The 15407-nt window shown below is 28.8% G+C and carries 15 protein-coding genes, 1 pseudogene and 1 other annotated feature; of the genes and pseudogenes, 13 read left to right on the top strand and 3 right to left on the bottom strand.

Going from position 1 to position 15407, the window contains the following annotated elements:
- The first annotated feature begins 60 nt into the window (after positions 1 to 60).
- Positions 61 to 326: a binding site (T-box leader), on the top strand.
- Between the two features lie 91 nt (positions 327 to 417).
- The 5 genes from ACTHUW_RS10525 (at position 418) to ACTHUW_RS10505 (ending at position 5056) form a co-directional block, all read left to right on the top strand.
- Positions 418 to 1233, top strand: coding sequence for an amino acid ABC transporter substrate-binding protein (locus ACTHUW_RS10525; protein ID WP_442198565.1), 816 nt, complete (start codon positions 418 to 420; stop codon positions 1231 to 1233).
- 11 nt (positions 1234 to 1244) lie between these two features.
- Positions 1245 to 1886 carry an amino acid ABC transporter permease gene (locus ACTHUW_RS10520; RefSeq protein WP_442198566.1) on the top strand — a complete coding sequence of 214 codons (642 nt, stop codon included), beginning with the start codon at positions 1245 to 1247 and terminating at the stop codon, positions 1884 to 1886.
- Positions 1887 to 1900: 14 nt separating this feature from the next.
- Positions 1901 to 2635 carry an amino acid ABC transporter ATP-binding protein gene (locus ACTHUW_RS10515; protein WP_442198571.1) on the top strand — a complete coding sequence of 245 codons (735 nt, stop codon included), beginning with the start codon at positions 1901 to 1903 and terminating at the stop codon, positions 2633 to 2635.
- 72 nt (positions 2636 to 2707) lie between these two features.
- Complete coding sequence (locus ACTHUW_RS10510) at positions 2708 to 3574, top strand: radical SAM protein (protein WP_442198567.1); 867 nt, start codon at positions 2708 to 2710, stop codon at positions 3572 to 3574.
- Positions 3575 to 3652: 78 nt separating this feature from the next.
- Positions 3653 to 5056 carry an NAD(P)/FAD-dependent oxidoreductase gene (locus ACTHUW_RS10505; RefSeq protein ID WP_442198568.1) on the top strand — a complete coding sequence of 468 codons (1404 nt, stop codon included), beginning with the start codon at positions 3653 to 3655 and terminating at the stop codon, positions 5054 to 5056.
- A 46-nt stretch (positions 5057 to 5102) separates the two neighbouring features.
- On the opposite strand, the gene ACTHUW_RS10500 is transcribed toward ACTHUW_RS10505, so the two are convergent.
- Entirely contained in the window at positions 5103 to 5966 is an 864-nt protein-coding gene (locus tag ACTHUW_RS10500) for a tRNA 2-thiocytidine biosynthesis TtcA family protein (protein WP_442198569.1), read from the bottom strand.
- Between the two features lie 100 nt (positions 5967 to 6066).
- Complete coding sequence (locus ACTHUW_RS10495; RefSeq protein WP_442198570.1) at positions 6067 to 6675, bottom strand: superoxide dismutase; 609 nt, start codon at positions 6673 to 6675, stop codon at positions 6067 to 6069.
- A gap of 198 nt (positions 6676 to 6873) precedes the next feature.
- Here ACTHUW_RS10495 and ACTHUW_RS10490 point away from each other — a divergent pair, with 198 nt between their 5' ends.
- The 6 genes and pseudogenes from ACTHUW_RS10490 to ACTHUW_RS10465 all read left to right on the top strand — a co-directional run.
- Positions 6874 to 8265 carry an MATE family efflux transporter gene (locus ACTHUW_RS10490; protein WP_442196981.1) on the top strand — a complete coding sequence of 464 codons (1392 nt, stop codon included), beginning with the start codon at positions 6874 to 6876 and terminating at the stop codon, positions 8263 to 8265.
- Between the two features lie 187 nt (positions 8266 to 8452).
- A complete protein-coding gene (locus ACTHUW_RS10485; protein ID WP_442213229.1) occupies positions 8453 to 9877 on the top strand; it encodes a YfcC family protein in 1425 nt (474 codons plus the stop codon).
- 429 nt (positions 9878 to 10306) lie between these two features.
- Complete coding sequence (locus ACTHUW_RS10480) at positions 10307 to 10660, top strand: DUF4258 domain-containing protein (protein ID WP_442213227.1); 354 nt, start codon at positions 10307 to 10309, stop codon at positions 10658 to 10660.
- Positions 10650 to 11030, top strand: a complete 381-nt coding sequence (locus tag ACTHUW_RS10475; RefSeq protein WP_442213225.1) for a hypothetical protein — start codon at positions 10650 to 10652, stop codon at positions 11028 to 11030. The genes ACTHUW_RS10480 and ACTHUW_RS10475 overlap by 11 nt, the downstream gene beginning before the upstream one ends.
- 114 nt (positions 11031 to 11144) lie before the next feature.
- Positions 11145 to 12506, top strand: coding sequence for an MATE family efflux transporter (locus ACTHUW_RS10470; RefSeq protein ID WP_442199054.1), 1362 nt, complete (start codon positions 11145 to 11147; stop codon positions 12504 to 12506).
- Between the two features lie 121 nt (positions 12507 to 12627).
- Positions 12628 to 12858, top strand: a pseudogene (locus ACTHUW_RS10465) (thioredoxin family protein); the annotation flags it as partial.
- A 20-nt stretch (positions 12859 to 12878) separates the two neighbouring features.
- Here the strand turns inward: ACTHUW_RS10465 and ACTHUW_RS10460 are convergent.
- Positions 12879 to 13739 carry a YihY/virulence factor BrkB family protein gene (locus ACTHUW_RS10460; protein WP_442213223.1) on the bottom strand — a complete coding sequence of 287 codons (861 nt, stop codon included), beginning with the start codon at positions 13737 to 13739 and terminating at the stop codon, positions 12879 to 12881.
- Positions 13740 to 13911: 172 nt separating this feature from the next.
- Between ACTHUW_RS10460 and ACTHUW_RS10455 the strand changes: the two genes are divergently transcribed.
- The gene (locus ACTHUW_RS10455; RefSeq protein ID WP_442196975.1) at positions 13912 to 14073 is read left to right on the top strand and encodes a DUF1328 domain-containing protein; all 162 of its coding nucleotides are present in this window, start codon (positions 13912 to 13914) and stop codon (positions 14071 to 14073) included.
- Positions 14074 to 14241: 168 nt separating this feature from the next.
- Complete coding sequence (locus ACTHUW_RS10450; protein WP_442213221.1) at positions 14242 to 15396, top strand: baeRF7 domain-containing protein; 1155 nt, start codon at positions 14242 to 14244, stop codon at positions 15394 to 15396.
- The last annotated feature ends 11 nt before the right edge of the window (positions 15397 to 15407 follow it).

Raw genomic sequence — 15407 nt, 5'->3', positions numbered from 1 at the left:
AATTACTCTTGACAAGATAGGAAATATAGTTTAATATTGATTTAATATTAAAAATCTTATAAAAAGGCATTGAAGAGAAAGAGTAGAAATATAAAGCTTATCAAAGAGAGCACCCACTTGGTGAAAAGGGGCATAAGAAAATATTTTGAACACATCTCTGAGCCAGACGTCGAATCCTTTTTTTTGGTAGTAGGTCGTCTTCGGTTTCCTGCACCCGTTATAGTGCTAGAGTATAAGCTTTTGCCGTACTCGACAAGGTTGATACCGTGAGGTATCAGTAAATAAGAGGTGGGACCACGAGAGATATTATTATCCTCGTCCTCTAGCATATGCTAGAGGACGAGGATTTTTTAATACCCAAATTCTTTTGCGCAGAAGATTTGAGTATTAAAAAATAAAAAATGAGGAGTGCAAAAAATGAAAAATATATTTAAAGTATTGATTATATTAGTATTAAGTTTAATGGTATTTACAGGATGTAATGATGGAAATGATGAAGAAGTGAAAAAGGATAGTTTTGATGAAATAAAGAAAAGAGGATATGCGGTAATGGGATTGGATGATACTTTCGCACCTATGGGATTTAGAGATGAATCTGGAGAACTTGTAGGATTTGATGTGGAACTTGCAAAAGCTACATTTGAAGAAATGGGAATTGAACTTAAATTTCAACCTATTGATTGGGCTATGAAAGAAACCGAATTAAATTCAGGAAATATAGATATGATTTGGAATGGGTATAGCATAACAGATGAAAGGAAAGAAAAAGTGGCTTTTACTAATCCATATATAGGAAACAGACAAGTGATAATTACATTAAGTGATTTAGAAATTAATGTAAAGGAAGATTTAGCACAAAAAAGAATCGCAGCTCAAACAGGATCTAGTGCAGTTGTTGCAATGGAAGAATTTAAAGAAGTAGTAGAAAGTTTTGATGGGTCTGAAGCAATAACTTTTGATACAAATAATGAAGCTTTTATGGATCTTGAATCAGGTAGAGTAGATGCTGTAGTTGCTGATGAAATATTATCTAGATATTATATAAAGGAAAGAGGAGAAGCAAAATTCAATGTATCAGATGATGATTTTGGAGATGAAAATTATGGAATAGGAGTTAGAAAAGAAGATACAAGGTTTTTATCTGAATTAAATTCTAATCTAGAAAAGATAAAGAAGTCTGATAAGGGTGAAGAAATTTCTGTAAAATGGTTTGGAGAAAATATATTGAAATAGAGGTGGTTTAAGTGGATTATATACTAAATATATTACCTTCACTTTTAGAAGGACTTTTATCTACAGTAAAGATATTTGTAATCACATTAGTGCTTTCAATTCCTATTGGAATTATTACAGCCTTACTTAAGCTATCTAAAATAAAAATGTTCTCAGTAATAGCTACACTTTATATTTGGATTATGAGGGGCACACCCCTCCTTCTTCAAATAGTATTTATTTATTTTGGTTTCCCTATAATAGGAATAACTTTAGATAGATTTTTAGCTGTTATTATAGCACTTGTCATAAATTTTGGAGCATATTATGGAGAAATATTTAGAAGTGGTATAAGCTCTATTGATATAGGACAAATTGAAGCAGGGAGGGTATTAGGATTTAATAAAATGCAAATATTTTTCAAAATAATTTTACCTCAAGCTATAAAGAGGGTATTACCATCTGTAGCTAATGAAACAATAACACTAATAAAAGATACAGCCCTTGTATATGTGGTAGGAATTGGAGAATTATTAAGGGCTGCAAAAATAGCATCTAATAGAGATGCTACATTAGTCCCTTTAATTGCAGCTGCAGTAATGTATCTTGTTTTAACTGCAATACTGAGCAAGACTTTTTCTAAGTTAGAAGAAAGATATGCATACTATAGATAGGAGAATATCATATGATTTTAAAGGTGGAAAATATAAAGAAATATTTTGGAGCAAATTTAGTGCTAAACAATGTTTCCTTTGATATAGATAAGGGCAATATTGTGAGTATCATAGGACCTTCAGGTGCAGGAAAAACAACTTTAATAAGATGTATAAATGATTTAGAAGAAATAGATAATGGGAAAATAACAGTAAATGATAAAAACTTAATAGATACATGTGAAAATTACAAGGCAAATAGCAAAAATCTAAAAAGCATAAAAAAAGATATAAGTATGGTATTTCAAAATTTTAATTTATTTCCTCATATGTCTGTAATAGAAAATATAGTATATTCGCCCATAAAAGTATATTCTAGAAATAAAAAGATGGTTTTAGATGAAGCCTACAGTATATTAGAAAAATTAGGTTTAAAGGACAAAAAAGATAATTACCCATTTGAATTATCGGGTGGTCAAAAACAAAGGGTTGCTATAGCTCGTGCACTTATATTAAATCCAAAGCTAATATGTTTTGATGAACCAACCTCAGCCCTTGATCCTGTGCTTAGGGGTGAAATAGCAAAAATAATAAAATCACTTACAACAAATGATAGGTCAGTACTTGTGATTACTCATGATATGGACTTTGCAAAAAGAATATCTGATAGAATAATATTCATGGAAGATGGAGAGATATTAAAAGATGATGATGTGAATTCATATTTAGAAGATAAAAGTGATAATAAAATAATTAATTTTATAAATTAAATAGTAATATATATGATAATATAAGTCTGTAATAAAATTAATTTTAATATTAAATGTATTTGGAGGGAAAACATGAGATATGAAGGAAGGATTTTTAGACCACCTAGTGAAGCTAGAAGTTTGATAGTACAAGTGACAATAGGGTGTGCTCATAATAAGTGTACATTTTGTGATATGTACAAAGAAAAAGAATTTAGAATAAGAAAATTAGATGAAATATTAGAAGATTTAGATTTAGCAAGAAAAAAATATAAAAATATAAATAGGATATTTTTAGCCGATGGAGATGCTCTAATATTAAAAACTAAAGACTTGTTATATATATTAAAATATATAAATAAATTGTTTCCAGAGTGTGAAAGAATAGGTATTTATGCTACTCCTAAAGATATATTAAATAAGGGCTTAGATGAACTTAAAGAATTAAAAGAAAATGGAATAGGGATTATATATATGGGAATAGAATCAGGTAATGATGAAATTTTATCTATGATTAAAAAAGGTGTAGATAGCAAAACTATGATTGAAGCTGGAAAGAAAGCCAAAGAATCAGGTATAAAATTATCAGTAACATTGATATCTGGTTTAGGTGGCAAGGATAATATTTATAAGCATGCTACCGACTCAGCAAGAGTAATAAATCATATTAATCCTGATTATGTAGGGTTTTTAACCTTAATGTTAGAAGAAAATACAGAATTATATAGAGATTATAGCGATGGTAATTTTAACTTATTATCTCCAGATGAAGTAATGCTTGAAACAAAACTCTTTATAGAAAATATTGATGTTAAAGACTCAATATTTCGCTCTAATCATGCATCTAACTATATTTCACTTAAAGGAATTTTAAATGATGATAAAGAAAGATTATTAAATGAAATTGACCAGGCATTAAATCATAATAATTATAGATCTGAAGGCTTAAGAGGACTCTAGATTTAGACTCGACTAAACACGAACTATATTGTATAATAACAGTATAAGATTCAACTATTTTTTTATGGAGGAGTTTAAATGAATTATGATTTAATAATTGTAGGAGCTGGACCTTCTGGTATATTTACAGCATTAGAACTTGTGAAAAATGGATATGATAAAAAGATATTATTGATAGAAAAAGGAACTCGTATAGAAAAAAGATATTGTCCAAAGGAAAAGACTAAAAAATGTGTATCCTGTAAACCTTATTGTCATATAACTACTGGATTTTCAGGAGCAGGAGCATTTTCTGATGGTAAATTATCCCTAAGTCCTGAAGTGGGTGGAGAATTACCTGATTTAATTGGATATGATAAAGCAAAGGAATTTATAAATTATACTGATGATATATATTTAGAATTTGGGGCTGATGAAAAAATAGAAGGTCTTGAAAATACTGAAGCTATTAAAGATATAAGAAGAAAATCAATTGAAGCAGATCTAAAACTTGTAGATTGTCCTATTAGGCATTTAGGTACAGAAAAGGCTCAAGATATATACTATAAAATACAAGAATATTTGATAGAAAATGGTGTAGAGATATTGTTTGACACACTAGTAGAAGATTTAGTGATAGAAGACAATGCCATTAAAGGATTAATTATAATAGATTCTAAAAAGAAAAATGAGAAAAAAGAAATTTTTTCTGAAAATGTTGTTATATCAACAGGTAGAAAAGGGGCAGATTGGTTAAAACATATGTGTACTAGTCATAATATAAATCATAGCTCTGGGACTGTAGATATTGGAGTTAGGGTTGAGGTTAGAAATGAAGTAATGGAAAAGGTTAATAATGTGTTATATGAATCAAAATTAATAGGATATCCTGCACCTTTTAGGGATAAGGTTAGAACCTTTTGTCAAAATCCTGGAGGCTTTGTAAGTCAAGAAAACTATGATGATAATTTAGCTGTAGTAAATGGTCATTCATATAAAGACAAAAAATCAGATAATACAAATCTTGCAATATTAAGCTCTCATAACTTTATAGAACCTTTTAACCAACCTATTGAATATGGTAAGAAAGTATCAGAACTTGTAAATATGTTAGGCGATGGTAATATATTAGTTCAAAGATATGGAGATATCTTAGATGGTAAAAGAACTTGGGAAAAAGAATTAAATAGATCAAATCTAACACCTACATTGCCCGATGCTGTAGCTGGAGATTTAACATCAGCAATACCTTATAGACCTATGATGAATATTTTAAATTTTATTGAATCATTGGATATTGTAGTTCCTGGATTTGCAAGTAGGGAAACCCTGCTTTATGGACCAGAAGTTAAGTTTTATAGCAATAAGATAAAACTAGATGATAATTTTATGACAAATATAAGAGGATTATATGCACTTGGAGATTCTAGTGGATGGACTAGGGGCCTTATGATGGCTTCCGTAATGGGTGTAATAATGGCTAGAAATATAAAAAAAGGATAATAATAACAAAAGTGACACATGAGAACCGTCCCCATGTGTCACTTTTTTATTCATCATAAAAATCTAAAAAAGAATATTTTGTGTCATCTTTTCTATAACCTAATATTCTCTCCATATCAACATTTTCTGTAGCTTTAAATATTGATTTATCAACATCAACAAAAGTCTTTTTTAAATTTGAGATTAAATCTTTTATTTCATATCTTTTATTACCTATTTTTTTAGCTGCTACCATGCATGCACAATTTAGAGGTAATATGCCACTAGATTCAGTGAATTTTTCTATATCATCTTCTCTTATATAATACATTGGTCGTATTAACTCCATATCCTCATAATTTTGTGATTTTAATTTAGGAAGCATTGTTTTAAAATTACCTGAATATAATACATTTAACATGGTTGTTTCAATAACATCATTGAAATGATGGCCCAGTGCTAGTTTGTTACATCCAAGTTTTTTTGATTCCTTATATAATGCTCCTCGTCTCATACGTGCACATAAATAACAAGGATATTCACGGGAATTTTTATCAGCTATTTCAAATATTTTAGATTCAAATATTGTAAGAGGAATATCAAGGTATGTGCAATTTTCTATAAGTAGTTCCCTTATATCTGTATGATAGCCTGGATCCATTGCTAAAAATTCAAGCTCAAAATTAAATTTCCCATGATTTTTAAGTTCTTGAAACAATTTAGCAAGAAGTAAACTATCTTTACCTCCGGATATTGCAACAGCAACCTTATCTCCATCTTCTATTAACTTATAATCATAAATAGCCTTTATAAAGGGGGACCATAAAGACTTTCTATATTTCTTTATAATATTCCTTTCTATATCTTTTAAAGGGATTTTATCTTCATCAGGAATTAATTGCTTGCATCCTTCACCTTTTAATTCATCCATAATCCTCACCTCTTTAAATATTTCTTATATATTATAACATTAAAGATATAAAAATAAAATTAGGACTCTAATTTTTAGAGTCCTAATAATAAAGAATACTTTATTTTAAATTTTCATATCTTTTACTTACATAATCCCAATTAATTACATTCCAAAATGCCTCTATATAATCTGGTCTTTTATTTTGATATTTCAGATAATATGCATGTTCCCATACATCTAGTCCAAGTAATATCTTTTTACCTTCCATGAGTGGAGAATCTTGATTTGGTGTAGAAGTAATTTCTAAATCTCCATTATTTAAGATTAACCAAGCCCAACCACTACCAAATCTAGTTTTAGCTGCATTTGTAAATTCTTCCTTGAATTTATCAAAGCTACCAAAAGTTTTTTCTATTTTTTCTAAAAGATCACCTTCAGGTTTCTTTTTAGAATCAGGACTCATCATTTCCCAAAACAATAAATGATTATAATACCCACCACCATTATTCCTTACTGCTGTTTTAATATCATTAGGAAGAGTCTCTATATTTGATAATATGTCTTCTATATCTTTATTTTTAAGATCACCTTGATCTTTTAATGCTTTATTTAATTTATCTGTATAGCCTTGATGGTGCTTGCTATGATGTATCTCCATTGTTCTTGCGTCAATATGTGGTTCTAAGGCATCATATGAATAATCTAATTCTGGTAATTTGAAACTCATTTATAATTCCTCCTTTTATTTTTTATTACTATTGTCTTCTATTTTTTAATATACCCAAGAGTTTTAATGATAATCATTATCAATACGTAAATTAATATTTTTAAATAATTTTAGAATTATCAATATTATATTGTTTAATTTGAGCAAAAACAATATAATTAGATAATAGTTAAATTATATCTAAGGGGTGAACAATTTTTGATAGAAAAGGGGAAATTAACTGAAGGAAATATTTTTAAGGCTTTAACAAAATTAGCACTACCTATTATGGCAACATCATTTGGTCAAATGGCTTATAATATAACGGATATGTTTTGGATAGGAAAATTGGGAAGTAATGCTGTAGCAGCAGTAGGAACAGCAGGATTTTTCACTTGGTTTGCCTTTAGTTTTATAACTATATCAAAGATTGGAGCAGAAGTTGGAGTAGCTCAATCTATAGGAAAAGATGATGTTTTAGATGCAAAGGGATATATAAGAAGTTCTATTCAATTAAATATTATATTTAGTATTCTTTATGCTCTTTCCTTATTTATATTTAGAGATGCACTTATAGGTTTTTTTGATTTACCTGAAAGTGATGTAATATTAATGGCGAAACAGTATTTGGCAATAATTGCATTAGGAATACCTTTTTATTTTATTAATCCAGTTTTTACTGCAATCTTTAATGGTAGTGGAGATAGTGCCACTCCTTTTAAGATTAATATAATAGGATTATTAGCAAATATCATATTAGATCCATTGTTTATATTTGGGCTAGGTCCTATAGATAGTTTAGGTGTAAAAGGTGCTGCCATTGCTACAGTAATAGCACAGATAATAGTAACATCTTTATTCATATATAGCATAAAAGGGAAAATAGATATATTTAGTGATATTAATTTTAAAAAAATAGAAAATTCATATATGAAGAAAATAATTATAATGGGTACTCCTCCAGCTATTCAAAGTGGCTTATTTACTTTCTTTTCTATGTTAATTGCTAGAATACTTGCAGGTTTTGGTGCTGCACCTATAGCAGTACAAAAAGTAGGTTCTCAAATTGAAGCCATATCTTGGATGACAGCAGGAGGATTTGCATCTGCACTTTCAGCATTTGTAGGTCAAAATTATGGATCGAAAAAGTTTGAGAGAATAAAAAATGGATATTTCATAGGACTTTTGATGGTTGGAGCAATAGGAATATTTGCCACTTTAGTACTTATATTTGGTGGAGAAATAATAATGAAGCAATTCTTTAGTGAAAAGGATGTAATAGATGAAGGTGTAATATATTTAAAGATATTAGGAGTATCTCAATTATTTATGACAATAGAAATAGCTACTGCAGGGGCCTTTAACGGCCTTGGAAGAACCTTACCACCATCTTTAGTAGGAATAATACTTACAGGACTAAGGGTGCCAGCAGCATTGCTATTATCTAATGAAAATATATTAGGACTTAATGGAGTATGGTGGAGTATAAGTATAAGTAGCATATTAAAAGGAGTATTTCTTATGATTTGGTTTATATTTATACTTAAAAAGTTTATTTATCCATATATTCAAGATGACAATAAATCTATAAAAATCCAATCCCAAGAATAATTAAAGATACTAATCAAGTAAAGATGAGATGAATTAAACTACATTCCTTAAAAATAAATTATTTTTTGTATATATATACTTTTGTAATTTAAATCTAATAAATTTAATTATAAATTAATTGTTAAAGATTATATTTTATACACTTGGGTATAATCTAATATATAAAAAGATAAAAGGAGTGATAAATGTGAAATTCAAAATGCCCACGGCATACACAATCCTTGTATCAATCATAATAGTAGTGGCTATTTTAACTTGGTTTGTTCCTGCTGGTGAATATGAAGTAGGAGAAGATGATGCTCCAATTCCAGGAACTTATGAAAGAGTATCAGAAGAAGATAGCACCCCTCAAGGACCCCTAGATGTAATGATGGCACCTATTAGAGGTTTTTATGATGCTATCGATGTAGCGTTGTTTGTATTGGTAATTGGAGGATTTTTAGGAGTGGTAATGAAAACCGGCGCTATAGATGCTGGTATTGCAAAGGTAGTAAACACCTTTAAAGGTAGAGAAAATTGGATGATAATTATACTTATGACACTTTTTTCTATAGGAGGAAGTACTTATGGTATGGCAGAAGAAACAATAGCTTTTTATCCTCTTATTATTCCAGTATTTATAGCTGCAGGATATGATGCTGTTACTGCAGTTTCAGTTATATTACTGGGTGCTGGAGTTGGTGTACTTGGTTCTACAGTAAACCCATTTGCAACAGGTATAGCTGCTGGTTTTGCAGATGTAGCACTAGGTAAGGGGATTGTATTAAGGGTTATTATGCTCATAGCTGGTTTAGTCCTTGCAATCTTTTATACTATTAGATATGCTAAGAAAATTAAAAAAGATCCATCTAAATCATTAGTTATAGATCAAAGGAAAGATAATAAAGAATATTTCATAGGAGAAGAAGATGAAAGTGAATTTCCAGAATTAAATGGTAAAAGGAAATTTATATTGGTATTATTTGCTTTGGCATTTCTTATTATGATTTATGGAGTACTTCCTTTAGAAGACTTTGGAGTTGAAATCATTCCAACACTTGGTTGGTGGTTCCCAGAACTTACAGCGCTATTTTTAGTCTCAGCAATTGTGATTGGATTTATACATGCCTTTGGTGAAGAAGACTTTGGAGAAAAAGAATTTATTGATTCTTTTGTATCAGGAACTAAAGATCTTTTAGGAGTTGCTTTAATAGTTGGAGTATCTCGTGGTATTACTGTGGTAATGGATGCAGGTAATATAACATCTACAGTATTAAATGCTGGAGAAAATACTTTATCTCAAGCTGGTCGTATACCATTTATACTTTTGACATATTTATTCTATATACCACTATCATTTTTAATACCATCGACATCAGGACTTGCTACAGTATCTATGCCTATTATGGCACCGCTTGGAGATTTTGCAAATGTCGCAAGGTCATTAGTTATAACTGCTTATCAATCAGCTTCAGGGATTGTTAATTTAGTTACACCTACATCTGCTGTTGTTATGGGAGGTCTTGCTATAGCTCGCGTTCCATATGGTACATGGTTAAAGTATGTATGGAAATTTTTATTAATGATATTTGTAATGACAATATTAGCCTTGATATTAGGTTTATACATTTAAATAGTTAAAGAGGAGCCAATTGGCTCCTCTTTAATATTCTTCTATATATTTAATTAGCAGTAACAAAATAATACTACTAAAAGCAAGAAGAAGAATAATAATTCAGAATCTATGCCACCTATACCTCTTCTACATCCAGACATTACTTCACCCCCTTTAATAATTGCTGTAACTAAATAAAACAACTAAAAGTAAAAAGAAAAATAATAATTCAGTATCAATACCTTTAAACACCTTACTTAAAGATTTAATTTCTGACATATTAAAACCTCCTTTAAGATTAATATAAGTAATTTTTTATTTCTAATGTATTATATGTGTTTATGATTAATATGGTGAATAATAGAAATTAAAAATTATTTTCTAATCTTGTATTAAGCCTAATAATAGTATAAAATTAACTTAAGTATTAGGAAAGGAGAGCTTTAGATGGAATTAGAAGTATTAAAAAAAGAATTTAATAATGAAAAAGACTATATAATTGAATCTACTAAAAGACAATCCCTATATTATAGTAAACATGCTATTGAAAGAATGTGTCAAAGAGGAATAGAAGTTGAAGATGTTGAGGGCAGTACAGCACTTGGTGATCCTATAGAGAAGCAATATCACGGTAAAGATATCAAATTTTTATTTCAACAACCAAAATCAGAAAACCCTAGATATTATGCTGTTGTAGCCCTAGCTATACCACCTTTAGTTATATCGGTGTGTCATTTCAAAGAAGATGTGTGGGAAATGGTAGATGGTATTATGAGGAGGAAAGAAGAAGATGGACAATAAATTGAGATGTTTTTTATGTGGTGAAGAATTAAAAGAAGGAATCGCAGATGTTCGTGCTGGTTGGGGAAGATATAGATTAAGGTTTTATGGTGTGCGTGCGCTTATATGTGAAGGTTGCGATGATATTATATTTAGCAAATATGATGTGCAAGTTGTTCAAAAGTTATCTAAGCTATTTTTAGAATTTTCATTTCAGGACAGGCCTAAAAAAATAGATTTATCTAATGTATATGATCTGTTTATTGATGATGAAAATTTGATTCACAATATAGAGATTAAAAAATTAACTCTATATGAAAATGAAGGTATGTTTCATCTTGATAGAAAAGAAGTGGAAATGTATAGAAAAGGTAATATAATGCAGGCTTAAATATGCATTATATTACCTTTTTCTTACTTTAAGAATATGTATAAAACATTTGATAGATTAGAGACTCGAAATAGTTTATAATAGATATAATATAAGAATTAAGTGGGTGATGATTTGTTTAAAGATTTATTTAATGATAAGGAGTTTTTCAAAAGATTAGTATCTATAGCTATACCCATATCTGTTCAAAATTTAATATCTTCCTCCTTAAATATGGTAGATACAGTGATGATAGGAAAATTAGGTGAAACTTCTATAGCTTCAGTTGGTATTGCAAATCAATTGTTTTTCTTTTTCTCACTTCTAATGTTTGGTTTAAATAGTGGAGCATCAATTTTTATATCTCAATATTGGGGTAAAAGAGATGTTACTAATATAAGAAGGGCCCTGGGATTTTCTGTTATTACTGGAACCTTGGTTTCATTAATATTTACCTTTGTTGCATTGTTCCTTCCAGAAACTATATTAGGTATATTTACAAAGGATAGTTCTGTAATAGAGCTTGGAAAGCAATATTTACTTATAATAGCTTTTAGTTATACAATAACAGCAATTACATTTTCATATTCATTTGCATCTAGAAGTATAGCAAATGCTAAACTCCCTATGATTGTAAGTGGATTCTCCCTATTAGTAAATACTCTATTAAATTATTTGCTTATCTTTGGAAATTTTGGATTTCCTGAGCTTGGCATAAGAGGAGCTGCAATAGCTACCTTAATTGCAAGATCAATTGAACTTACATTACTTTTAACAACTATTTATAAAAAAGGATTAGTACTAGCAGCAAAGATAAGTGAAATGACGGATTTGACAAAGATATTTATACTTCGCATATTAAAAACTGCTACACCTGTGGTATTAAATGAGGCATTTTGGTCCCTTGGGGTAATAACTTATTCTGCAGTATATGGAAGGATTGGTACTGAAGCCTTTGCATCGGTTCAAATATCAAGTACGGTGGAGCAAGTATTCATGGTTATTTCTATGGGTCTTGGTAGTTCTGCAGCTGTTATGATAGGAAATAGTATTGGAGCAAATGATCAAAATAGGGCTATAGAATATGCTAAAAGATTTGCTTTAATTACTCCTTTATTTGGTATATTAATAGGAATATTGATAGTATTGTTTTCTCCTTTTATAATATCTTTCTTTGAAGTATCAGATATTGTAAGAGCAAATGTAGAAAAAATATTGATAGTATTTGCAATATTTATGACATTTAAGGTATTTAATACTACTCTTATAGTAGGTATATTAAGAGGTGGAGGAGATACTAAAGTTTCCTTATTTATAGAGGCTGGAAGTGTTTGGCTTGTAGGAGTACCTATGGCTATTATAGGAGGCCATTTACTCAATCTACCAGTATATTTTGTTGTAGCATTAGTATCAATTGAAGAGTTTGTTAAGGCTACTATAGGTATAATACGTTTAGTATCAAAAAAATGGGTTAAAAATGTAATAGAAGATAGTTAATAAAGAAGAGGTGAATATAGTGAAAAAAATAGACTCTTTTGAACAAACAAGAGAAATTATAAATGGAAATAAGATGACATTATTATTTTTTTCAGATAATATGTGATCAAACTGTTTAGGCTTTGGTCCAAAGCTAAAAAAGCTATTAGAAAAATATCCTGAAATAGTTTGTATGGAAATAGATATAAACAAAAATATAGAAACAAAGGGACAATACACTATATATGTAGCTCCTACAATTATATTGTTTATTAATGGCAAAGAAACTATAAAAATGAGCAAGTTTATTGCTATGAATGATTTAGATTTTAAGTTAGAAAGATATTATAATATGATTTTTGATAAAAAATAAAATCCTTTACGTAAAGGATTTTATTTTTTATTATTCATTTGTTTTGCTATAGAAATCCTGTCAAATGCAAGTGTTGCATTTAATTCTCCCCCAATAAGGATAATAATACTACTTATATATAACCAAATCAAAAGTATAATTATACCTCCAAGACTCCCATATGTTTTAGTGTAATTTCCAAAATTATTAACATAAAAAGAAAATAATAAAGATATAGCTATCCAAGCTGATGTGGTAAATATTGCACCTGGAAAAACTTCTTTAAATTTAAGTCTTTTTTTATTAGGGGCATATTTATAAAACAAAGTAAATACTACTATAAGCATTATTATAGGAAATATAAATCTTATTGCTTCCCAAATTATTTTAAAATATTTAGTAAGGCCAAAGAAACTAAATATATAATTTCCTATTACTTGACCAAATACTAGTAATGTAAAAGAAAGTATTATACCAATAACAAGTGCTATAGTTATTAATATGGCAAAACCTCTTAAAAGTAAAAATGGTCTGTTTTCTTCTTGATCATATGCTTTATTTAATCCCTTTATAAGTGCTGCAACTCCATTAGATGCAGACCATAAGGTACCAATAATAGAAAAGGAAAGTAAAGATGTAGTTCCATTTTGCAAGACTTCTTCAATGGTATCAGAAATCAAAGCAAATGATTGATCTGGCAATACCTCAGATAAATTCCTCATAACATCGGCAGTTGAAATTGAAGTATGACTTAAAAGTGTAAGTAAAAATATTAAAAATGGAAAGAATGATAATATCAAATAATATGTAAGTTGAGCACCAAGTGCCGGGACCTCATCTTCCTTCATTCTATACTTCATGCTGCCTATAAAACCCATTAAATTGAATTTCTTTGGTTTCATTTATTTCACCTCTTCTTTACTTATTTATACTCATATTATATATATATATATATAACCAAATAATGCTCATAACTAACATAATTATTGAAATTGTTTAAAAGTTTTCTGTCGGGATATAAATGAATTAATAGAAGATAATTAAAAATTCAAAAATTTAAAAGAGGTGAAAAAAATGTTAAAATGGACAGTGATATTTCTAATTATTGCATTAGTAGCAGGAATATTTGGTTTCTTTGGAATAGTAGAAGCCGCAGCAAGTATAGCAAAGGTGTTATTTTTCATATTCCTAATATTATTTGTAATATCACTTATTATGGGAAGGAAAAAAATCTAAAATATTAATAAAAGAGTATAAATATAAATGGTACAAGAGACACTATAAATGAAGATAGTTCCTTATTTAATATACAAATATTAAGCAAGGAACTATTTTAATTGTTTTATATTAAAATTTCTAGGGTATGAAAATATATATAAGACAATATTAAATGGAGGTTATATTATGGATATTATGAAAAAAGAACAATTGAGAAATCTTATTGAGAAAAAAGAAAAACATATGGTATCAATTTATATACCGACAGTAGATGCAAGAATTGAAGCTAAACAAGGACAAATTAAATTAAAAAATGCTCTAAGGGATGCTAGTAATAAATTAGAAGAACAAAAATTAGATAAAAAGGAAATAGAAGAAATACTGGAACCTGCTGAAAAATATGTAGATGAAAATGAATTTTGGTTAGATCACAGTGATGGATTAGTTTTATTTATGACAAAAGATACATTTACAATGTATAAATTACCAATAGAATTTGAACAGACAGTAGTAGTAAGTGATAAATTTTATATAAAACCATTACTACCTTTATTCACAGGAGATGGAACATTTTTCATACTTTCAGCAAGTAAAAATGATGTGAGATTATTCCAAGCTACAAGAGATAGTATAAGTAAAATCATACTTAAAGATACTCCTCTTAGTTTAGATGAGGCAATGAAATATGATGATTTTGAAAAAGAACTTCAGCATAATACTATGAGCAACAGAAATATGGGTTCAGATTCACCTATTTATCATGGTACAGGTGATGGTGATGAAGATGAGAAAAATCAAATTCTTAGATTCTTCCAACTACTAGATAAAGGTATTAGAAATCAAATAGAAGAAGAAAATATACCGTTAATATTTGCAGGAGTTGATTATCTCTTCCCAATATATAAAGAAGCAAATAAATACAATAATTTAGTTGACAGATATATATCTGGTAATCTAGATAGAAAATCAGATAAAGAACTTCACAAAGAAGCATGGAAAGAAATGGAGCCTATTTTTAAAGAAAAGCAAAAATCAGACCAAGGTAATTTCAAAGAATTAGAAGGAACAGGGAAGTCTTCTAAAGATATTAGAGAAATTGTACCAGCTGCACATTTTGGGAAAGTAGATATATTATTTGTTTCTCTTACAGACAAATTATGGGGTCAATTTCATCCTAAATTCAACAAAGCTAATTTGATAGAAGAAGAAAATGAAGAAGAAGCTATTGAATTGTTAAATTATGCAGCAATGCAAACCATATTAAATGGTGGAAAAGTATATGGCGTAAATTCCGGCCAAGTACCTGGAGGAGAAAAAATAGCAGCAATATATAGATATTAATATAAAAAATG

Source organism: Senegalia sp. (in: firmicutes) (genome assembly GCF_052088025.1).
Classification (GTDB): Bacteria; Bacillota; Clostridia; order Tissierellales; family SIT17; genus Anaeromonas.
Note: the sequence above shows the minus strand (reverse complement) of the source record. Positions and strands in the feature narration are given on the sequence as shown.